Source organism: Streptomyces sp. NPDC023838, from assembly GCF_040639555.1.
Lineage (GTDB): Bacteria > Actinomycetota > Actinomycetes > Streptomycetales > Streptomycetaceae > Streptomyces.
In genome coordinates, this window is record NZ_JBFAAD010000057.1 from 1 (window position 1) to 20,437 (window position 20,437).

The window sequence follows — 20,437 nt, forward strand, 5'->3', positions numbered from 1 at the left end:
TGGTTGTACCGCGGTGGCAGCCCCCCCCCCCCCCCCCCGGGGGGGGGGGGCCCCCCCCCCCCGCGAGACCACCTCGGCCCACCCCCCACCCCCGGAGGGTTTAGGGAAGGGGCGGGGAGGGGCTCACCCCCAGGACCACCACGTCCGCCCCGACAAACCCCACCCCCACCAACTCCCCCACCCCCGGCGCGTCCCGCAACCCGCACTCCGCCTCCAGAACCGCCCCGGACCGCGGCCGCAGGCGCAGCGCGACGTGGTTGCCCCGGAACGTCCGGGCCTCCACCTCGCACCGCAGCCCCTCGTCCACCGGAAGCAGCCGGACCCCCGCGGGCCGGACCAGAAGACGTACCGCACCCTGCGCCGAGCCCGCCGGCACCGGCACCTTCCCCCACTCCGTGGACGCCACCGACCCCGACACCGTCGCCGCCACCACGTTCTCGAACCCGAGGAAGCGCGCCACGAACTCGGAGGCCGGCCGCTGCCAGACGTCGAGCGGCGTACCGGTCTGCGCGATGCGGCCGTCCCGCATCACCACGACCCGGTCGGCGAGCGCGAACGCCTCGCCCTGGTCGTGCGTCACGGCCAGCACCGTCGTACCCAACCGGCCGAACAGGGAACGCAGTTCGACCACCAGCCGCTCCCGCAGCGTACGGTCCAGCTGCCCCAGCGGCTCGTCGAGCATCAGCAGTCGCGGCTCGGGGGCCAGCGCCCGCGCGAGGGCGACGCGCTGCTGCTCGCCGCCGGAGAGCGACGCCACCGCCCGCCGCCCGGCCCCCGGCAGCCCCACGAGCTCCAGCAACTCCGCGACGCGGTCGGCCTGCCGGGCGCGCGGAACACCGCGCATGCGCAGGCCGAACGACACGTTCCCGGCCACGTCCCGCTGCGGGAACAGCTGGTGGTCCTGGAACATCAGGCCGACGCCCCGGCGGTGCACCGGCACCCCGCCCTGGTCGGCGCCGCCGAGCAGTACCCGCCCCGCGTCGACCGGCTGGAGCCCCGCGACCACCCGCAGCAGCGTGGACTTGCCGCTGCCGCTCGGCCCGAGCACGCACACCGTCTCGTGCTCGGCGACCTCCAGGTCGACCGCGTCGAGCGCGGCCCGCTCGCCGAACCGGACCGTCACCCCGTCGAGCTTCAGCATCAGAATTCTCCGGTCCGGTCTGTGCGAATACGTTCGAGGAGGAGCAGGGACGCCGCGCACACCACCATCAGGATCGTGCTGAGCGCCATCGCCTGGCCGTAGTTGAGGTCCCCGGCCCGGCCGAGCAGGCGGGCCACCGCGACCGGCAGGGTGGGGCGGTCGGGGCGGGCGATGAACACGGTCGCGCCGAACTCACCGAGCGAGACGGCGAACGCGAACCCCGCCGCGATCAGCAGCGCCCGCCGCACCAGCGGCAGGTCCACCTCCCGCCACACGCGGAGCGGGGACGCGCCGAGCACGGCGGCCGCCTCGCGCAGCCGCCCGTCGACCGCGCGCAGTACGGGAAGCATGGTCCGTACGACGAACGGCACGCCCACCAGCGCCTGGGCCAGCGGCACCAGGATCCAGGAGGTGCGCAGGTCCAGCGGCGGCCGGTCCAGGGTGATCAGGAAGCCGAAGCCGACCGTCACCGCCGACACTCCCAGCGGCAGCATCAGGAGCGCGTCGAAGCCTCTGACCAGGCGTCCTCCGCGCCGGGTGAGGGCCGCGGCGGCGAGTCCCCCGATGGCCAGCGCGATCCCGGTCGCGGCGAGCGCGTACTGCACGGAGTTCCACACCGCCTCCAGCGGCGGCACCAGGAACGTGCCGCCCTGCCCCACCGACTGGAGGGAGCGGAAGTAGCCGAAGCCATAGCCGTCGGGAGTGTCCAGGGAGCGGGCGACCAGCACGCCCAGCGGCAGCAGGATCAGCACGACCACCACGGCGAGCACCGCCGCGAGCAGCGTCCACTGGCCCGCGCCGCGCGGGCGCCGGGCCGTCCGCGCGGGATCGACCAGCTTCAGGGCGCTCTCGCGCCGCCGTACCGTCCAGGCGTGCACGGCCAGGACCGCGCCGACCGCGGCGAACTGGACGATGGTCAGGACCGCCGCGGTCGGCAGGTCGAGGAGCTGGGCGGTCTGGCGGTAGATCTCCACTTCGAGTGTGGAGAAGGTCGGGCCGCCGAGGATCTGGACGACGCCGAAGGAGGTGAAGGTGAAGAGGAAGACCATCAGCGCGGCGGCCGCGACGGCCGGGCCGAGCGCGGGCAGGGTCACCGTGCGCCAGGCCGCGAACCGTGAGGCGCCGAGGACCCGGGCGGCCTCCTCCTGGCGCGGGTCGAGCTGGGCCCACAGGCCGCCGACGGTCCGTACGACGACGGCGTAGTTGAAGAAGACGTGCGCCAGCAGGATCGCCCACACCGTGGTGTCCAGGCGTACGCCCCACAGCTCGTCCAGCAGCCCGCCCCGGCCGAGCAGCGCGAGGAAGGCGGTGCCGACGACGACCGTGGGCAGCACGAAGGGGACCGTGACGACGGCCCTCAGCAGGTGCCGGCCGGGGAAGTCGAAGCGCGCGAAGACATACGCGCCGGGGAGCGCGATCAGCAGCGTGAGCGCGGTGGAGGCGAGCGCCTGCCAGGTGGTGAACCACAGCACGTGCCCGATGTCCGGCTCGGTGATCACCTCGCCGATCCGGCCGAGGTGCCAGACGCCGTCGACGCGCAGCCCGCGGCCGACGATCGCGGCCACGGGCCAGGCGAAGAAGAGCGCGAAGAACGCGAGCGGCAGGGCCATCAGGCCGAGCCGCACCGCGTTCGCGCGCGCCTTCTTCGCGCGGGGCGTGCGGCTTACTTCAGCACGAGCGAGGACCACGTCTTGACCCACTGCTCACGGTTCTTGGAGATCTTCTCCGGAGCGACGTCGTGCGTCTCGGTGACCGTGGCGCCGAACTTGGTGAACAGCTCGGGCAGCTTGGCGTCCCCCAGCACCGGGTTCACGAACATGTTGAGCGGCATGTCCTCCTGGAACTTCTTGGAGATCAGGAAGTCGAGGAGCGCCTTGCCGCCCGCCTCGTTCCTGGCGCCCTTGAGGAGCCCCGCGAACTCGGTCTGGCGGAAGCAGGTGCCGGTGGCGACCCCGGTGGGGGCCTCGGTGGGCTGCGGCTTGGCGTACAGGACCTCGACGGGCGGGCTGGAGGCGTAGGAGACGACCAGCGGGCGCTCCCCCTTGGCCTTCTTGCCGCCGGCCGAGCCGGAGAAGTCCTGGTTGTAGGCCTGCTCCCAGCCGTCGACGACCTTGACGCCGTTGTCCTTGAGCTTCTTCCAGTAGTCCTGCCAGCCCTCGTCGCCGTACTGGGCGGCGCTGCCGAGCAGGAAGCCCAGGCCCGGCGAGGAGGTCGCCGCGTTCTCGGTGACCAGCAGGTTCTTGTACTCGGGCTTGATCAGGTCGGCGAAGGAGCTCGGCGGGGTGAGCTTCTTGTCCGCGAAGTACTTCTTGTCGTAGTTGACGCAGATGTCGCCGGTGTCGATCGGCGTGACCCGGTGCTTGCCCTTGTCGAGCTGGACGGCCGCGGGGACGGCGGCGAGGCCCTTCGCCTCGTACGGGGTGAAGATCCCGTTGTCGAGGGCGCGCGAGAGCAGGGTGTTGTCGACGCCGAAGAAGACGTCGCCGCGCGGGGAGCCCTTGGTGAGGATCTCCTGGTTGAGGGCCGCGCCCGCGTCGCCGCTCTTGAGGACCTTGACGGTGTAGCCGGTCTGCGCGGTGAACTCCTTGAGCACCGCGTCGGAGGCGGCGAACGAGTCGTGGCTGACCAGCGTGACGGTCTTGGACTTGGTGCCGCCGTCGGACTTGGCGCCCTCGTCCTTGCCGCCGCACGCGGCGAGCGTACTGACCCCGAGGGCGGCGGCGAGCGCGCCGGCCGCCATCTTCTTGGTACTGCGCATGGTGGTGATCCTCCTGGTGTGACCAGGAAGAGACGCGGCCCTGCCCGTACGACGGCGGGTCGTGCGAGCAGGGCGCAACAGCTTGAGTGATGACCGAACTTCCTACCCAGAATGACCTGGGCGAGGTTCAGAGGGTCTGCGACCTGACGGTGTCGCACTCTCAGCGCTGTGGCGCTCCCCTGTCGGAATATGCAATTTCGAGCCCAGACTACCTCTCGGTCGCGGCGAGCTGTCCGCACGCTCCGTCGATCTCCTGGCCACGGGTGTCCCGGACGGTGACCGGCACTCCGTGGGCCGCGATGGCCTCGACGAACGCCTTCTCGTCCTCGGGGCGCGAGGCGGTCCACTTCGAGCCCGGCGTCGGGTTCAGCGGGATCAGGTTGACGTGGACGCGCTTGCCCTTGAGGAGGCGGCCGAGCAGGTCACCGCGCCAGGCCTGGTCGTTGATGTCGCGGATCAGCGCGTACTCGATCGAGATGCGCCTGCCCGACTTCTCCGCGTACTCCCACGCCGCGTCCAGGACCTCGCGGACCTTCCAGCGGGTGTTGACCGGGACCAGGGTGTCGCGCAGCTCGTCGTCCGGCGCGTGCAGCGACACGGCGAGGCGGCACTTGAAGCCCTCGTCGGCGAAGCGGTGCATGGCGGGGACCAGGCCGACGGTGGAGACGGTGATGCCGCGCTGGGACAGGCCCAGCCCGTCGGGCTCGGGGTCGGTGAGGCGGCGGATGGCGCCCACGACCCGCTTGTAGTTGGCGAGCGGCTCGCCCATGCCCATGAAGACGATGTTCGACAGGCGCGCCGGGCCGCCGGGGACCTCGCCGTCGCGCAGCGCGCGCATGCCGTCGACGATCTGGTGCACGATCTCGGCGGTCGACAGGTTGCGGTCCAGGCCCGCCTGGCCGGTCGCGCAGAACGGGCAGTTCATGCCGCAGCCGGCCTGCGAGGAGATGCACATCGTCACCCGGTCGGGGTAGCGCATCAGGACCGACTCCACGAGCGTCCCGTCGTGCAGCCGCCACAGCGTCTTGCGGGTGGTGTCGTCGTCGCACGAGATGTGCCGCACCACCGACATCAGGTCCGGCAGCAGCTCCTCCTGGAGCCGGACGCGCGCGCCCGCGGGGATGTCGGTCCACTGGGCCGGGTCGTGCGCGTACCGCGCGAAGTAGTGCTGCGAGAGCTGCTTGGCGCGGAACGGCTTCTCGCCGATCGCGGCGACAGCCTCTTTCCGCTCGGCGGGCGAGAGGTCGGCGAGGTGCCGCGGCGGCTTCTTGGCTCCGCGGGGGGCGACGAAAGTGAGTTCTCCGGGCTTCGGCATGGTGTTACCAGTGTCGCAGACATACGGAAAGGGGCCCGCCGCCCTGTGGACAACGAGCCCCCGACCGCTGAAACAGCAGGTCAGCGCCTGGTGGAACGGTCGGTCAGCCACCACCGACGAAGATCACCAGCAGCAGCCACACCACCGGTGCCGTGGGCAGCAGGGAGTCCAGGCGGTCCATGATGCCGCCGTGGCCGGGCAGCAGCGTGCCCATGTCCTTGATGCCCAGGTCCCGCTTGATCATCGACTCGCCGAGGTCGCCGAGCGTGGCGCTCACCGCGACCGCGAGGCCGAGCAGCAGGCCCTGCCACCACTGGCCGTCGTCGATGAGGAAGTGCATGCACAGCGCCCCCGCCACCATCGCGAACGTCACCGCACCGGCCAGGCCCTCACGGGTCTTGCCGGGGCTGATGCGCGGCGCCAGCTTGGTCTTGCCGAAGCGCCAGCCGATCGCGTACGCGCCGGTGTCGCTGACCACGGTCAGCAGCAGGAAGACGAAGACCCGCCACGGCCCGTCGTCGGCACTCAGCATCATCGCCACGAACGTCGCCAGGAACGGCACGTAGAACGCCGCGAAGACACCGGCGGTGACATCTTTCAGATAACCCTCGGGCTTCTCTGTCATCCGCCACACCAACACCGCCAGCGAGGTCAGCGCCATCGCCACCCAGGCGCCCTCGGCACCGCGCGCGTAGCCGGCGACGACCATCGCCGCGCCGCCCACCGCGAGCGGCACCAGCGGCGCCTTGACGCCCTTGCGCTCGTCGAGCCGGGAGGTGAGCTCCCACAGGCCGACGACGACCGCCACGGCGATCACGCCGACGAAGACGGCCTTGACGACGAACAGCGAGGCCAGGATCACCGCGCCGAGCCCGACGCCGACCCCTATCGCGGCCCGCAGGTCGCGCCCCGCCCGCTTCTTCTCCGGCTGCGCGGGCCGCTGCGGCTGCGGCGGAGTCGAAGGTGGTACCGAGCTGGGCATGGGCTCCTGCGGCGTCTCTTCGCGGAACAGGGGACCGCTCACCCGAGCGGCCCCCCGGTCACGTTCTTCAAGGTCTGCGGCGGCTTCTCTGCCCGTGTGGTGCACGACGGGCATCGGCTGCGTACGGGACGGGGCGTCATACGCATCGTAGGCAGCCCCCGCCGAAGGCACCTCCTGGGAAGGCCCCTGGTCGGGTGGCCCCCAGTGCTCGGGTCGCGGCGGAGCCCCCCAGGAAGAGTCGTTCATCAGACCTCTAGCAGCTCTGCTTCCTTGTGCTTGAGCAGCTCGTCCACCTGCGCGACGTACTTCGCGGTGGTGTCGTCGAGCTCCTTCTCCGCACGGCGGACCTCGTCCTCGCCGGTCTCCTTGTCCTTGACCAGCTTGTCGAGGGCGTCCTTGGCCTTGCGGCGCACGGAGCGGATCGACACCTTGGAGTCCTCGGCCTTGGTCCGGGCGACCTTGATGTAGTCCCGGCGGCGCTCCTCCGTCAGCTCCGGGAACGTCACCCGGATGATGGAGCCGTCGTTGCTCGGGTTGACGCCCAGGTCCGAGTCGCGGATCGCCTGCTCGATGTTGCGCAGCGCGCTCTTGTCGAACGGGGTCACCACGGCCATGCGCGGCTCGGGCACCGAGAACGAGGCCAGCTGGTTGATCGGCGTCAGCGCACCGTAGTAGTCGGCCACGATCTTGTTGAACATCGCCGGGTGCGCACGGCCGGTGCGAATCGCGGCGAAGTCCTCCTTGGCGACCACGACGGCCTTCTCCATCTTCTCCTCGGCTTCGAGGAGGATTTCTTCGATCACCACTTGCTCCTGCATGTCTTGAGTGGGCCGGGAGTTCCGTCGGGTGCTCAACGGCCCTGCGTAACCCGCGTCTTTCCCTGCACGGTGTCCGACCGTCAGGGGATTGTCCATCCCCCGGTCAGGCCCGGGTGCCCTGGTCGCTCACGAGCGTGCCGATCTTCTCACCCTTGACCGCGCGCGCGATATTGCCCTCGGCGAGCAGTTCGAAGACCAGGATGGGGAGGTTGTTGTCGCGGCAGAGGGTGATGGCCGTCATGTCCGCCACCTTCAGGTCGCGGGTGATGACCTCGCCGTACTCCAGCGCGTCGAACTTCACGGCGTCCGGGTTGACGCGGGGGTCGGAGTCGTAGACCCCGTCCACCCCGTTCTTGCCCATCAGCATGGCCTCGGCGTCGATCTCCAGGGCGCGCTGGGCGGCCGTGGTGTCGGTGGAGAAGTACGGCATGCCCATGCCCGCGCCGAAGATGACGACGCGTCCCTTCTCCAGGTGGCGCACGGCGCGCAGCGGGATGTACGGCTCCGCGACCTGGCCCATCGTGATGGCCGTCTGGACCCGGGAGTCGATGCCCTCCTTCTCCAGGAAGTCCTGGAGAGCGAGGCAGTTCATGACCGTGCCGAGCATGCCCATGTAGTCGGAGCGCGCCCGGTCCATGCCGCGCTGCTGGAGCTCGGCTCCGCGGAAGAAGTTGCCGCCGCCGATGACGACGGCGATCTGCGCGCCGTCCCGTACGACATTGGCGATCTCGCGGGCCATGGCGTGCACGACGTCGGGGTCCACGCCGAGACCCCCTCCGCCGGCGAACGCCTCACCGGAGAGCTTCAGCATGAAGCGCCCGGTCACCTTGCCGTCGTCGCGCTTGTGGTCAGCCTGAGTGGCGGCGTCCGCGCCCTGATTCATGGGGATCTCCTCGTACACATACGAAGAAGGCCATTGCCGGTGGGTGCTGTGTCCCTGAGCGGCAATGGCCTCCTCGTCAGATCTGCGGTCGTCCGTCGCGAGCGCGAACGACGACTGCCTCAGACCCTAGCTGGTCCCAGCCGGGTCTTCCGTCGATCGCCGGACGGACTCAGATGCCGACCTTGATGCGCGTGAAGCGCTTCAGGGTGACACCGGCCTCGTCCAGAACCTTCTGGACCGACTTCTTGTTGTCGAGCGCGTACGGCTGGCCAAGGAGCGTGGCGTCCTTGAAGAAGCCGTTGACGCGACCCTCGACGATCTTCGGCAGCGCGGCCTCGGGCTTGCCCTCGGCGCGCGTGGTCTCCTCGGCGACACGGCGCTCGGTCTCGACGACCTCGGCCGGGACGTCCTCGCGGGACAGCCACTTCGGCGCGAACGCGGCGATGTGCTGGGCGATGCCCTTGGCGACGTCGGCGTCGGCCTTGTCCAGCTCGACCAGGACACCGATCTGCGGCGGCAGGTCGGGCATGGTGCGGTGCATGTACGCGAAGACGAAGCCGTCGGCGTACTGCGCGAAGCGGTCCAGGACGATCTTCTCGCCGAGGTTGGCGTTGGCCTCGTCGACGTACGCCTGGACGGTCTTGCCGGCCTCGATCTCGGAGGCGAGCAGCGCCTCCAGGTCGGCCGGGGAGGTCTTGGCGACGTGCGCGGCGAGCGCGGCGGCGGTGGCCTGGAACTTGTCACCCTTGGCGACGAAGTCCGTCTCGCACTTCAGCTCGAGGAGGACACCGGAGGTGTTGTCCTCGGCGAGGAGGGAGACGACCGCGCCGTTCTCGGCGGAACGGCCCTCGCGCTTGGCGACGCCCTTCTGGCCCTTGATGCGCAGCGCCTCGACGGCCTTGTCGACGTTGCCCTCGGCCTCGTCCAGCGCCTTCTTGCAGTCCATCATGCCGGCGCCGGTGAGCTCACGGAGCTTCTTGACGTCAGCGGCGGTGTAGTTCGCCATGAGTCTGTGTTTCTCTCTCGAAGTCTGACTCGAAGTCTGAAAGATCTACGGAAGATCTACGGGGCTACGGGATGACGGCGGGGGCACAACGTGCGCCCCCGCCGTCACCGCCGCAGCGAAGACCGTGAAGGTCAGGCCTGCTCGGCGTCCGCGGCCGGGGCCTCGGCGGCCGGAGCCTCCGCAGCGTCCTCGGCCGGCTTCTCGGCCTCGGCCTCGGCGGCCGGAGCGGCCTCGGCGGCGGGGGCCTCGGCCTCGTCGGCCTTCTTGTCGCCCTCGAGCAGGTCGCGCTCCCACTCGGCGAGCGGCTCGCCGGCGGCCTTCTCGCCCGGCTTCGAGTCACCGGTGGCGACGCCGGAACGGGCGATGAGGCCCTCGGCGACGGCGTCGGCGATCACGCGGGTGAGCAGGGTGACGGAACGGATCGCGTCGTCGTTGCCCGGGATCTTGTAGTCGACCTCGTCGGGGTCACAGTTCGTGTCGAGGATCGCGACGACCGGGATGTGGAGCTTGCGCGCCTCACCGACGGCGATGTGCTCCTTCTTGGTGTCGACGATCCAGACGGCGCTGGGAACCTTCGACATCTCGCGGATACCACCGAGGGTCTTCTCCAGCTTGGCCTTCTCGCGCGAGAGGACCAGGAGCTCCTTCTTGGTGAGACCCGAGGCCGCGACGTCCTCGAAGTCGATCTGCTCGAGCTCCTTGAGGCGCTGCAGACGCTTGTAGACGGTGGAGAAGTTGGTCAGCATGCCGCCGAGCCAGCGCTGGTTCACGTAGGGCATGCCCACGCGCGTCGCCTGCTCCGCGATGGCTTCCTGAGCCTGCTTCTTCGTACCGACGAACATGATGGAGCCGCCGTGCGCGACGGTCTCCTTGACGAACTCGTAGGCGCGGTCGATGTACGACAGCGACTGGAGCAGGTCGATGATGTAGATGCCGTTGCGCTCGGTGAAGATGAAGCGCTTCATCTTCGGGTTCCAGCGACGGGTCTGGTGACCGAAGTGGACGCCGCTTTCCAGCAGCTCCCGCATCGTGACGACGGCCATGGCCGTACTCCTTGAGGTACTCGGTTATCGCGGCTGCCGGGCGGCTGCCGCGCCTGACGCCCCGATGCGCCGTGCCCCACACCGTTGACAGGTGAAGGACCGAGAGGCGCGGCCGATGGTCTGGACCACCGGCGGGGCGTGCGAAGTCGACCCGGTGACCCGGATCGCCACAAGAAGTGTACGGGACCCTCACCGTGCCGGGTGACGCCACTGTCCACAACGAGCCCGTTGTCCACAGCCCCGGCCCATGATCATCGCGAATCCCCGCGTCCCGGGATCATTTCCCGCATGCACCGCACACTGCTCTGGCTACTGGCGACGGCGGCCCTGGCTGGTTCAGCCGGGCCTCCCGCCCGGACCGCGATGCCCGCACCGCCACCCGCGGTCGGGGAGGCGGCTCGGACGGGAGGCCGGCCCTGGCCGGTCCCCGGGACACCCGTGGTCGTACGGACCTGGAACCCACCCGCCACGCCGTACGGCCCCGGCCACCGCGGCGTAGACCTGGCGGCCCCACCCGGGACGGAGATCCGGGCGGTGGCGGCGGGCCGGGTGACCTTCGCGGGCCCCGTCGCGGGGACGGGTGTCCTGACGATCACCCTGGACGGCTCCGGAAGCCCACCACTGCGGACGACGTACGAGCCGGTGCGGGCGCTGGTCCGGGTGGGTGAGCGGGTGGCGGCTGGGCAGCTCGTGGCAACCGTGGAGACCGAGGAGGCGGCACCGGCCCACTGCAAGGAGGAGGGGTGTCTGCACTGGGGGCTGAAACGGGGGGAGGTGTATCTGAACCCGCTGGCATTGGTGCGGGGCGGGCATGCGCGACTGCTGCCGGTTTGGGGGGTGTGAGCCGTTTCCATGCCGCCGATGAAGTCGACTTTGACGTCGACCTGCGGGAGTTGCAGGGCCAGGAGCGACTTGATGTGTTCTGCGGCTTCCTTCGGGAGATCGGCCGGCGGCTGGGCAAGTCGGTGCTGATGGACCCGGAAGGCGACTCCGGCCATCCGGTGCTCGGCTTCGACGTCGAGGCCGATCGAGTCGTTCTCCTCACAGACCCGCAGGTCAGGTGACCGCGGCCGACGGCGCGCCGTCGCGGACGGCAGTGCCCGCTCAGCCGACTACGCCTCGCAGGGCCATGGCCACTGCCGCATCCGTGATCGTCGTCGGGTCTTCCGCTGCGTCGAGTTCGATGCGGCGTACGGCGGTGTCGACGACGCCCTGGAGGAGCATCGCGGCCAGGCGGGGCTGGGTGTGACCGAGGTCGGCGAGGGCTTCGACGATCATGGCGATGAGGCCGCCGTGGGCGGCGCGGATCTTCTCGCGGGCGCCGGCGTCGAGCTCGCTGGCGGAGATGGCGACGACGGCGCGGTGGCGCTGGTCGCCGACGAGCTCCAGCTGGCGGCGTACGTATGCCTCGACCTTCCCCTCGGGGCTGGCCGCCTGCTGCATGGCGGCTTCGATGTCGGCCGCCCACTGCGGGAAGTCGACGGAGCAGAGCTCTTCGACGACGGCGGCCCGGGAGCGGAAGTACTCGTACACGGAGGATCGGGCGAGCCCGGTGCGTTCGGCCAGGGCCGGGAAGGTCAGGGCGTCGGTGCCGCCGTGGGACAGCAGGGAGCGTGCGGCGTCCAGCAGGGCGGCGCGCTGCATGGCGCGGTGCTCGGCCACTGAGGCCGCTCGAATCCTTGGCACCGCTCCACTGTAAGGCTGGGGTGGGATCCGCGGAGGGGCGATTTTCCGGGGTGATGCTCAGCGGCCCACGTCGGCCAGTTTTGCCCGCAGCTGGAGGACGGACTTCGTGTGGATCTGGCTGACGCGGCTCTCGGTGACGCCGAGGACGTTGCCGATCTCGGCGAGGGTGAGGCCTTCGTAGTAGTAGAGGGTGACGACCGTCTTCTCGCGCTCGGGCAGCGTGTTGATGGCGCGGGCGAGCAGTCTGCGCAGCTCGCGACCCTCGGCGACCTCGACGGGGTCGTCGGCGGCGGTGTCCTCCAGGGTGTCCATGAGGCTGAGCCGGTCGCCGCCCTCGCCGCCGCCGTGCAGCAGCTCTTCGAGCGCGACCACATTGGCGAGCGACAACTGGCTGAATACGGCGTGTAGTTCCTCGACCGCGATGCCCATCTCGGTCGCGACTTCGTTCTCCGAGGGCGTACGGCGCAACTGCGCTTCGAGGGTCGCGTATGCGCGCTCGACGGCGCGGGCCTTCTGCCGTACGGAGCGCGGGATCCAGTCGAGGGCGCGGAGTTCGTCGATCATCGCGCCCCGGATGCGCGTGATGGCGTACGTCTCGAACTTGATGGCCCGCTCGATGTCGAACTTCTCGATGGCGTCGATGAGTCCGAAGACTCCGGAGGAGACGAAGTCGGCCTGTTCGACGTTGGGCGGCAGCCCGACGCTGACCCGGCCCGCGACGTATTTGACCAGCGGCGAGTAGTGCAGGATCAGCTGTTCGCGCAGGCGCTCGTCGCCGCTGTTCTTGTACGAGCGCCACAGTTCGTCGACGGACGAGGGCGCCGGTGGTCGCACGGTGCCGCCGGCGCGGGCAGCGGGGGGAGCTGCCGTGCGATCAGACCCGGAGGTGTGCTGGGGCATTCGTTGCCTTGAGCCGTTCTGCTGTGACGTGAGCGGGGAGCTGTCTCTGCTGCGGGGTTCTCGTGAGCGTAGCGTGACCGGGGTGTCGCGGTGCGCAAACGTCGGGGGATCGGTCCGACCCGGTGCGGGGGGCCGGTCACGCGCGGGGGTGGGGGCCGTCGCGGGGTGCGTCGGCCCCGAAAGCGCTGGCGTGCGGCCCTCGGTGGTCATCGGCCTTACCTTTTCACCCGAATGCTCCAGGTCAAGCACCGCCTCGCCGCGCGCCGGGCGCGCGGAACCGGCTTGATGCCAACCGCCAGCTGTCCCCTTCGCGTTCGACGAACCCCAGGGAGTGCAGTTCGTACAGTCTGCCGAGGGCTTCTTCGGGCGTGGTCGCGGCCTCGCGGACGATGTCCTGTACGAGGGCTTCGCCGTGGCCGGGCAGGGCGTCGAGTACGCGTGCGGTGGCTGGGGCGAGGAGGTCCCTGGGCAGGACGGGGCCCCGGCGCGCGGGGGCGAGCTCGCCCATCTCCCCCACGAGTTCGACGATTTCGGCGGCGTCGGTGACGAGGGCGGCTTCGCCGCGCAGCAGTTCGTGGACTCCGGCGGAGAGTCCGCTGGTGGCGGGTCCCGGTACTCCTATGGTGTGGCGGCCGAGGCGTTGGGCGTTGCGGGCGGTGACGAGGGAGCCGCTGCGGTACTCGGCCTCGACGACGACGGTGCCTCGGGTGAGCGCCGCGATCACGCGGTTGCGCAGGACGAACCGGCTGGGGGTCGGGTGGTCGCCCGGCGGCAACTCCGTGATGAGGACGCCCTGTTCGGCGATGCGGCCGATCAACTCGGTGTGGGCGCGTGGGTAGACGACGTCGACTCCGCTGGCGAGGACGGCGATGGTGGCGCCGCCTGCCGCGAGGGCGCCGCGATGGGCGGCGCCGTCCACGCCTGCGGCGGCGCCGGAGACGACTACCCAGCCCTTTTCGGCGAGCCCGCCGCCGAGGGTGGCGCCCATGTGGGCGCCGTAGGGCGTACAGGCTCGGGCGCCCACCACGGCGACGGATCTCAGGGCCCATAGCCGCAGGTCGGCCGGGCCCCGCAGCCAGAGCCCGACCGGGCGGGCGTCGCCCAGGTCGTCCAGCTGTCCTGGCCATTCGCGGTCTCCGGGGCAGATGAACCGCCCGCCGAGCGCGGCCAGCGTGGCCAGGTCCTGCTCGGGGTCGGCGGCCGCCGCGCGTCTGCGGTATCCGGCGAGCCGTGCGGCGCTCACTCCGGTGAGCGGGTCGTCGGCGTCCTCGGGCGAGGTGAGGCGCCGCATCAGCTCCGCCGCCCCGTACGTGCGCAGCCATCGGCCGGCCCGTTCGTCCCCCGGCTCGATGACCCTGGTCAGCGCGGCCCGCGCCAGCCGCTCGTGGTCACCGCCGGGGTGACCCCGACCCTGGCCACCCGCGACCTCGCCCGCCCCCGCACCGGCGCCCGCACCGACACCGAGCTCGCGCCCGTCCCCACCACCCCCTACGGCCGCTTCCCCGTCGCCACCACGGCCACGGCCACCGTCAGCGCGGCCGCCACCACCGCCGCTACGGGCCACCCCCTCCCCGCCCGGCCCAGCGCCCGTCGCCCCGCCGTGCAGGGCCTCCGCCAGCCCGGGAAGAGGATCGGGGGCGGGTCCGGGCCCGTCGCCGGAGCGAGCCCCAGGGCGGGGCTCACGCCCGTAACCACGCACCGGCCCACTCACCCCGCGCCCCCTACCGGCAGCGGCGCGCCCCGCGAGATGCCTGTTCTCAGCTCCAGGGCGAGGCCGATGTGGGTCTCGTCCGGGCGGTCGTCGCCGCGGATGTCGGCGAGGGTCCAGGCGACGCGCAGGACGCGGTCGAGGCCTCTCGCCGTCAGGAGGCCGCGTTCCATGTCCCGTTCCGCCGCGGCGAGGGCCCCGGGGGCGGTGACCCAGCGGGTGCGCAGCTCGTGTCCGGGGACTTCACTGTTGGTGGTCCAGGGTGTGCCCTGGAGGCGGGCGGCGGCTCGTTCGCGGGCGGCCAGGACGCGTTCGGCGACCTGCGCCGTGGATTCGCCGCGTCCGCCTTGGGCGAGCAGATCCTCGCGCCGGACGGGCTCGGCCTCCACGCGCAGGTCGACGCGGTCGAGGAGCGGGCCGGAGAGCCGGGCCTGGTAGCGGCGGATGACGGACGGGGGGCATTCGCAGCCCGCGCCGTGCAGGGTGTGGCGGCCGCAGGGGCAGGGGTTGGCGGCGAGGACCATGAGGAACCGGGCGGGGAGGCGGACGACCCCCGCGCTGCGGGCGACGACCACGTGCCCGGCCTCCAGGGGCTGGCGCAGGGAGTCGAGGGCCTTGCCGCTGAACTCGGGGGCTTCGTCGAGGAAGAGGACGCCCCGGTGGGCGAGTGAGACAGCTCCCGGCCGGGGCAGTCCGTTGCCTCCGCCGACGAGGGACTGCATGGTCGCCGAGTGGTGGGGTGCGCAGTAGGGGGCCTTGTGGACGAGGGGCTTGCCCGGGGGCAGGATTCCGGCGACCGAGTGGATCGCGGTGACTTCGAGGGATTCCTGGCGGGTGAGCGGCGGCAGGATGCCGGGGAGCCGTTCGGCCAGCATGGTTTTGCCCGCGCCCGGCGGTCCGTACAGCATCAGGTGGTGGCCGCCGGCCGCGGCGACTTCCAGGGCGGTGCGGGCGGTGCGCTGGCCGGCGACGTCGGCGAGGTCGGGCGGGCTGGTGTCGGCGTCGATGGAGAGGCCGGTGCCGACTCCGGCGCCGGGCACGACCAGTCCGGCGAGCATGGCGTCGGGCCTGCCCTCCTGGTCGGGCTCCTCCTCGGGCACGGGTTCGTCGGTGAGGACGGCGATGAGCTGGCGCAGGCTCCGTACGCCGAGGACGGAGATGCCGGGGACCAGGGACGCTTCGGCCGCGGTCTGTTCGGGGACGACGACCTGTTCGTATCCGGCCTCCGCGGCGGCGAGGACGGCGGGCAGGATGCCGCGCACGGGGCGCACCCGGCCGTCCAGACCGAGTTCACCGATCATCACCAGGTCGGCGAGCTCTCTGGGGTCGATGCGCTCGGCGGCGCCGAGGACCGCACAGGCGACGGCGAGGTCGAAGCCGCTGCCGCCCTTGGGGACGGAGGCGGGGCTGAGGCCGACGGTGAGTTTCTTCTGGGGCCAGTCGCCGCCGGAGTTGACGACGGCGGCTCGGACGCGGTCGCGGCTTTCGCTGAGGCTCTTGTCGGGCAGGCCGACGAGGGTGAAGGCGGCGACGCCCGGTTCCAGGTCGGCCTGGACTTCGACGACGACGCCCTCGACGCCGACGAGCGCCACGGAGCAGGTGCGGGCGAATCCCATTTACGCCACCCCCCGCACGTGCTCGGCGCGGGGTGCGCCGCGCTGGGGCAGCACGACGCCGACCAGGTCGATGCGGACCCCGCCGCCCGGCGGTCCTCCGTGGTCGGCGAGCCAGCGCTCGGCGAGGTGTCTGAGCCGCTCGGCCTTGGCGGGGGTGACGGCCGCCATGGGGTGTTCGAACGGGCCCGCTCTGCGGGTTTTGACCTCGCAGACCACCAGCACGTCGCCGTCGCGGGCGACGATGTCGATCTCTCCGGTCCTGCCGCTGCGCCAGTTGCGGGCGACCACTGTCATTCCGGCGTCGGCCAGCAGCCTGGCCGCCACGTCTTCGCCGTACTGCCCGAGTGCTCCTCGTGCGTTCATTTCGGCACCACCTCCGGCACCGACTCTCACGCACCCGCCGCCGTCGAGTGGATCTTGGTGGACAGCCGGGCCATTGTGGATAACCCGGTCACCCGCACGGTGGACGTCCACGCCTGCGGCGGTCGGCAGCGGAGCAGCAGCCCTCGGCGGGCCGGCAACCCGCGGCGAACCGACAGCCCTCGGCGGCACGCGGCAGCCTGCGGCGAACCGGCAGAGGGGCAGCCGACGGCGGAGGGCAGCCAGCGGCGGACCTCGGCGAAGCGGCAGCCTGCGGCGAACGGGCAACGCGCGGCGAAGCGGCAGGCAGCGGCGGACCGGCAACCCGCACCACCCCCCGGCAGACCCGCAGCCCGCGACGGATCAGCCCCCCGGAAGCTCCAGGTCGCTCTTGTTGAGCTCCTCGATGTTCACGTCCTTGAATGTGAGAACGCGGACCTGCTTGACGAAGCGGGCCGGCCTGTACATGTCCCAGACCCAGGCATCCGCCATCGACACCTCGAAGAACACCTCGCCCTGGACCGAGTGCACCTGCATCTCGTAGTCGTTGGTGAGGTAGAAACGCCGCTCGGTCTCGATCACGTATTTGAACAGACCGACGACGTCGCGGTACTCCCGGTAGAGCTTCAGCTCCATCTCGGTCTCGTACTTTTCGAGGTCCTCGGCGCTCATGGCATGTTCCCCTTCAGCCGTGCGTCCCCCTATTGTGCGTCAGCCACCGGACCCCTAGACGATTTCCGGAGCCAGGACCACCGGCACACGCGGAGGACCCTCGTCGAGCAGCGTGCGCAGCAGCTCGGCGAGTCTGGTCGGGTACACCGTCTCACGCGCCGCCGACAGTTCGGCGGAGGTCCACCACCTCAGCCCCGTGGTACTGCGTCGTTCCAGCTCGGTGAGGCCGGTCGGCGCGGCTTCGGTCTGGGTGGTACGGGCCAGGAAGTACCACTCGTCCTGGTCCCAGCGGCGGCCGTCGAACGGGAACGAGCACCTCCGGCGCCACACCACCGGCCCCAGCTGGACGTCCGTGATCCCCGTCTCCTCGGCCAGCTCACGCAGCGCCGCCTCGGCCCGGGTCTCGTCGCCCTCCAGGCCGCCGCCCGGGGTGAACCACCAGGTGTCGTCGGGATCGTCCGGTTCGTAGCCGTGCATCAGCAGGATGCGGTCCTGCGGATCGAGCAGCACGACCCGGGCGACCTGGCGAAACCCCTCCGCCGCCGCCTCCTCGCGAAACTCCTCCGCCGCGTCCTCCTCGCTCAGCCCCTCCGCCGCTTCCTCCTTGCGAAACCCCTCCACCGCTTTCCCCTCGCGAAGCCCTTCCGCCGCGTCCTCCGGCGCCCGGCCGGGCCCCCCGGTCTCACCGCGCACCGGTCGCCGCCCTCCGTCGCCCGAACCGCCGCGCCAGCGGTCCGTACACCGCCCCCACCACGATCAGTACGGCTCCGGCGACCACCGCGCCCACCACCAGCGTCAGCGGGCCGGGCTGGGAGATGCCGCCCGGCAGCGCCTTGAAGCCCGTGGGCCGCTTCAGCATTCCGTCCAGGGGCCACGCCACCGCGTCCACGCGCGCGCTGACGGCCGAGCGCGGTACCGAGCCGTTCGCCGCGTCCTCCAGGTGCACCCGGGAGTCCAGTGAGACGTCGCGCTCGTCGCCGAGGAGGAAGAGCTGGTCCTTGGGGACGGTGGCGCTGAACTTGGTCGTGGAGGCGGCCGTGTTGCGCAGATACGGTTCGTCGATCGGCCGGCCGTTGACGGTCAGCTTGCCGCCCTGGTCGCAGCACTTGACCGTGTCGCCGCCGATGCCGACGACGCGCTTGACCATGGGGACGTTGCCCCAGACCTTGTCCTTGAAGATCACCACGTCGCCGCGCTTGACGTCGGCGCCGTCGATGCGCTGGGCGAGGACCCGGTCGCCCGCCTTGACCGTGGGGTTCATGGACTGGGTGGGCACCGTGTACGGCTTGTACTCGATGGCGCCCCAGACGAATCCGCCGAGGAAGAGCACACAGCCGACGGCCACGGCCAGTCCCGACAGCAGATTGCCGAGACCGCGGCCGCGGCCGTCGTCCGTACGTCCTGTTCCGCTCATCCCAGTGCTCCTCCCCCGGTCACCCGCGTCCTGCGCGGGCCCCGGAGATCGACGATCTGGGACGGCACCCTACCCGGCGGTATCCCGCGCGGTCAGCCCTTCCGGGCGAGGTTGGTGCCCTCGATCGCGTCACTCGGGCGGGTGAGCCTGCGGCGGCGCCACAGCACGAGCGGCACCGCGCCCGCGAGCCCCGCGGCGGCCGGGGCCACCGCGCCCATGCCGTTGAGGCCCTTCTGGTCGAAGGTGCCCGGGATGCCGAGCCAGTCGAGGCGGTTGAGCGGCCAGGCGATGGTGAACGCGCGGCCGACGACCTTGTCGTTGGAGACGGTGCCGCCGCCCGGCAGCTCCTGGTGGTAGCGGGAGTCCAGCGAGTTCTGGCGGTGGTCGCCCATCACCCAGATCCGGCCCTTGGGGACCTTGATCGGGCCGAACGGCATGTCGTCGCAGGCGCTGTCGCCGGGGAAGATGTACGGCTCGTTCAGGGCGTGGCCGTTGACCTTGACCGGACCGCCCTTCTTGCACTCCACGGTGTCGCCGCCGGTCGCGATGACCCGCTTGATCAGGTCCTTCTCCTCGGCGGACGGCATCAGGCCGATGAAGCTGAGGAACTTCTGCGCCGCGTTGGGCTCGGCCGGCTGCTGGTCCTCCAGCCAGCCGCCCGGGTCGTGGAAGACGACGACCTCGCCGCGTTCGGGCGTGGAGCCGAACCACGGCGTCAGCTTGTCCACCAGGACCCGGTCACCGCGCTGGAGGGTGTTCTGCATCGAGTCCGAGGGGATCGAGAACGCCTGCACCAGGAACGTCTTGATCAGCAGCGCGAGGATCAGCGCGATGCCGATGAGCAGCGGCAGCTCCTTCCAGAAGGAGCGCTGCTTCTTGGGGCTGTGGTCCGGGCCGCCGCCCGGCTCGCCGTCACCTCCCGAGCCGCCCTCGGCGGTGCCGCCACCGCCGCTGTCGGCCTGAGCCTGTGCGGGAGAGTCGGCGGGCCGGTCCGGCCGCTCCTCGGGCTCGTCGTGTCCGGATCGTGCGCCGACCGCCAAATCCCCCACATCCACTCCTCACTCCGTGCCACCGCCCGCGCCGTGTCAGACGCAGGCCCACCACTCCCATAACGAGCGGGAGTTCCGCAGGGCTCGGGAGCCGGATCGCTTCGTTCGATTTCGGGTCATCCGATATCGATTTATTTACTGCTACTTCACGTGATCTGTCGGGATCCGCTGCCGGATCCCGGGAGGACACCCTATGCGACGCGCCGAGCGCGGTGTCCGACCTGCCGGGCGCGTCCGGCACCGAGCCGAATGTCCCGGGCTCCTCGAGCCACCGCCAGTGGTCGAAGGGCCAGCCGATGAGGACGGCCCGCCCGATGACCCCGTCCTCGGAGACGGTCCCGTGGTACGCCTCGTCGAGGTGGAAGCGGGAATCGGCCGAATTCGAGCGGTGGTCGCCCATCACGAAGAGCCGCCCCTCGGGCACCTTCACCTCGAAGTTGATCTCCGAGGGCGGGTTGCCGGGGTGCACATAGGGCTCGTCCAGCGGTACGCCGTTGACGGTGATCTTGCCCCCGGCGTCGCAGCACTTCACCGTGTCACCGCCGACCGCGATGACCCGCTTGATGAGGTCCTGTTCGTTGTCGGACGGCAGCAGCCCGATGAAGGTGAGGGCCTGTTTGACCTGCTTGACGACCACCGGGTCGCTGCCGCCGGTGGTCTTCTTCTCGTCCTTGAGCCAGCCGCCGGGGTCCTTGAAGACCACCACGTCGCCGCGCTGCGGCTTCGAGCCGAACCAGGGCGTGAGCTTGTCGACGAGCACCCGGTCGCCGATGGTGATCGTCTGCTGCATCGACCCGGACGGGATCACGAAGGCCTGGACGAGGAACGTCTTCAGTACGAGGGCGATGAGCACCGCCACCCCGATGAGCAGGGGTATCTCCTTCACCGCGGACCTGCGCCGGCGCCGCTTCACCTTCCGCGCGAGCCTGCGCCGGTCGGCGCGGCCCTGCTGGGCCCGGCGGCCGGGCGGTCGCCCGGAGGCGGGCGCGGCCTCCGTGGCGGGCGGGGCGGGCGGGGCGGGCGACACGGGCCCGGAGGGTCCCGAAGGGGCTTCGACGCCGGTCGGCTCGGCCGTGGGCGCCTCGG

Annotated in this window: 20 protein-coding genes, 1 pseudogene and 1 riboswitch; of the genes and pseudogenes, 2 read left to right on the plus strand and 19 right to left on the minus strand. The window is 71.1% G+C overall.

Annotation, left to right across the window (positions count from 1 at the left end):
- Positions 1 to 100 precede the first annotated feature (100 nt).
- From AB0G17_RS35620 to rpsB, 9 genes are all read right to left on the minus strand, one after another.
- Entirely contained in the window at positions 101 to 1,141 is a 1,041-nt protein-coding gene (locus AB0G17_RS35620) for an ABC transporter ATP-binding protein (RefSeq protein WP_361391860.1), read from the minus strand.
- A complete protein-coding gene (locus AB0G17_RS35625; RefSeq protein ID WP_361391922.1) occupies positions 1,141 to 2,751 on the minus strand; it encodes an iron ABC transporter permease in 1,611 nt (536 codons plus the stop codon). Before AB0G17_RS35625 ends, AB0G17_RS35620 begins: the two co-directional genes overlap by 1 nt.
- 53 nt (positions 2,752 to 2,804) lie before the next feature.
- Complete coding sequence (locus tag AB0G17_RS35630; RefSeq protein ID WP_361391863.1) at positions 2,805 to 3,899, minus strand: thiamine ABC transporter substrate-binding protein; 1,095 nt, start codon at positions 3,897 to 3,899, stop codon at positions 2,805 to 2,807.
- A gap of 81 nt (positions 3,900 to 3,980) precedes the next feature.
- Positions 3,981 to 4,090: riboswitch (TPP riboswitch) on the minus strand.
- A gap of 17 nt (positions 4,091 to 4,107) precedes the next feature.
- Entirely contained in the window at positions 4,108 to 5,214 is a 1,107-nt protein-coding gene (rlmN, locus tag AB0G17_RS35635) for a 23S rRNA (adenine(2503)-C(2))-methyltransferase RlmN (protein WP_361391866.1), read from the minus strand.
- Between the two features lie 103 nt (positions 5,215 to 5,317).
- Positions 5,318 to 6,442, minus strand: a complete 1,125-nt coding sequence (locus AB0G17_RS35640; RefSeq protein WP_361391869.1) for a phosphatidate cytidylyltransferase — start codon at positions 6,440 to 6,442, stop codon at positions 5,318 to 5,320.
- Positions 6,442 to 6,999 (minus strand): ribosome recycling factor, encoded by a 558-nt coding sequence (gene frr / locus AB0G17_RS35645; protein WP_266984297.1) that lies wholly within the window; start codon positions 6,997 to 6,999, stop codon positions 6,442 to 6,444. The genes AB0G17_RS35640 and frr overlap by 1 nt, the downstream gene beginning before the upstream one ends.
- A 118-nt stretch (positions 7,000 to 7,117) precedes the next feature.
- On the minus strand, positions 7,118 to 7,897 hold the full coding sequence (gene pyrH / locus AB0G17_RS35650; protein ID WP_361391872.1) for a UMP kinase: 780 nt from the start codon (positions 7,895 to 7,897) through the stop codon (positions 7,118 to 7,120).
- A 169-nt stretch (positions 7,898 to 8,066) separates the two neighbouring features.
- Positions 8,067 to 8,903: a translation elongation factor Ts gene (tsf, locus tag AB0G17_RS35655; protein ID WP_329401960.1), complete on the minus strand. Its 837-nt coding sequence runs from the start codon at positions 8,901 to 8,903 to the stop codon at positions 8,067 to 8,069.
- A gap of 131 nt (positions 8,904 to 9,034) precedes the next feature.
- Positions 9,035 to 9,946: a 30S ribosomal protein S2 gene (gene rpsB, locus AB0G17_RS35660; RefSeq protein ID WP_361391875.1), complete on the minus strand. Its 912-nt coding sequence runs from the start codon at positions 9,944 to 9,946 to the stop codon at positions 9,035 to 9,037.
- A 288-nt stretch (positions 9,947 to 10,234) separates the two neighbouring features.
- Here rpsB and AB0G17_RS35665 point away from each other — a divergent pair, with 288 nt between their 5' ends.
- Positions 10,235 to 10,789, plus strand: coding sequence for a M23 family metallopeptidase (locus AB0G17_RS35665; protein ID WP_361391878.1), 555 nt, complete (start codon positions 10,235 to 10,237; stop codon positions 10,787 to 10,789).
- Positions 10,790 to 10,791: 2 nt separating this feature from the next.
- A pseudogene (locus AB0G17_RS35670) lies at positions 10,792 to 11,010 on the plus strand (hypothetical protein); the annotation flags it as partial.
- A gap of 40 nt (positions 11,011 to 11,050) precedes the next feature.
- Here the strand turns inward: AB0G17_RS35670 and AB0G17_RS35675 are convergent.
- The 10 genes from AB0G17_RS35675 to lepB (AB0G17_RS35720) all read right to left on the minus strand — a co-directional run bounded on the left by AB0G17_RS35675 (position 11,051) and on the right by lepB (AB0G17_RS35720) (position 20,378).
- The gene (locus AB0G17_RS35675; protein WP_361391925.1) at positions 11,051 to 11,608 is read right to left on the minus strand and encodes a helix-turn-helix domain-containing protein; all 558 of its coding nucleotides are present in this window, start codon (positions 11,606 to 11,608) and stop codon (positions 11,051 to 11,053) included.
- An 81-nt stretch (positions 11,609 to 11,689) separates the two neighbouring features.
- On the minus strand, positions 11,690 to 12,532 hold the full coding sequence (gene whiG / locus AB0G17_RS35680) for an RNA polymerase sigma factor WhiG (protein ID WP_361391881.1): 843 nt from the start codon (positions 12,530 to 12,532) through the stop codon (positions 11,690 to 11,692).
- A 241-nt stretch (positions 12,533 to 12,773) separates the two neighbouring features.
- Entirely contained in the window at positions 12,774 to 13,910 is a 1,137-nt protein-coding gene (dprA, locus tag AB0G17_RS35685; RefSeq protein ID WP_361391928.1) for a DNA-processing protein DprA, read from the minus strand.
- 329 nt (positions 13,911 to 14,239) lie between these two features.
- Positions 14,240 to 15,856 (minus strand): YifB family Mg chelatase-like AAA ATPase, encoded by a 1,617-nt coding sequence (locus tag AB0G17_RS35690; protein ID WP_361391884.1) that lies wholly within the window; start codon positions 15,854 to 15,856, stop codon positions 14,240 to 14,242.
- The gene (locus tag AB0G17_RS35695) at positions 15,857 to 16,249 is read right to left on the minus strand and encodes a YraN family protein (protein ID WP_361391887.1); all 393 of its coding nucleotides are present in this window, start codon (positions 16,247 to 16,249) and stop codon (positions 15,857 to 15,859) included.
- 330 nt (positions 16,250 to 16,579) lie between these two features.
- Positions 16,580 to 16,888: a DUF2469 domain-containing protein gene (locus tag AB0G17_RS35700; RefSeq protein WP_003965949.1), complete on the minus strand. Its 309-nt coding sequence runs from the start codon at positions 16,886 to 16,888 to the stop codon at positions 16,580 to 16,582.
- Between the two features lie 54 nt (positions 16,889 to 16,942).
- Entirely contained in the window at positions 16,943 to 17,473 is a 531-nt protein-coding gene (locus AB0G17_RS35705; RefSeq protein ID WP_361391931.1) for an NUDIX hydrolase, read from the minus strand.
- 97 nt (positions 17,474 to 17,570) lie between these two features.
- A complete protein-coding gene (gene lepB, locus AB0G17_RS35710; RefSeq protein WP_361391890.1) occupies positions 17,571 to 18,302 on the minus strand; it encodes a signal peptidase I in 732 nt (243 codons plus the stop codon).
- Between the two features lie 92 nt (positions 18,303 to 18,394).
- Positions 18,395 to 19,153: a signal peptidase I gene (gene lepB, locus AB0G17_RS35715; protein ID WP_361391934.1), complete on the minus strand. Its 759-nt coding sequence runs from the start codon at positions 19,151 to 19,153 to the stop codon at positions 18,395 to 18,397.
- Positions 19,154 to 19,214: 61 nt separating this feature from the next.
- Positions 19,215 to 20,378 carry a signal peptidase I gene (gene lepB / locus AB0G17_RS35720; RefSeq protein WP_361391893.1) on the minus strand — a complete coding sequence of 388 codons (1,164 nt, stop codon included), beginning with the start codon at positions 20,376 to 20,378 and terminating at the stop codon, positions 19,215 to 19,217.
- Between the last annotated feature and the right edge of the window lie 59 nt (positions 20,379 to 20,437).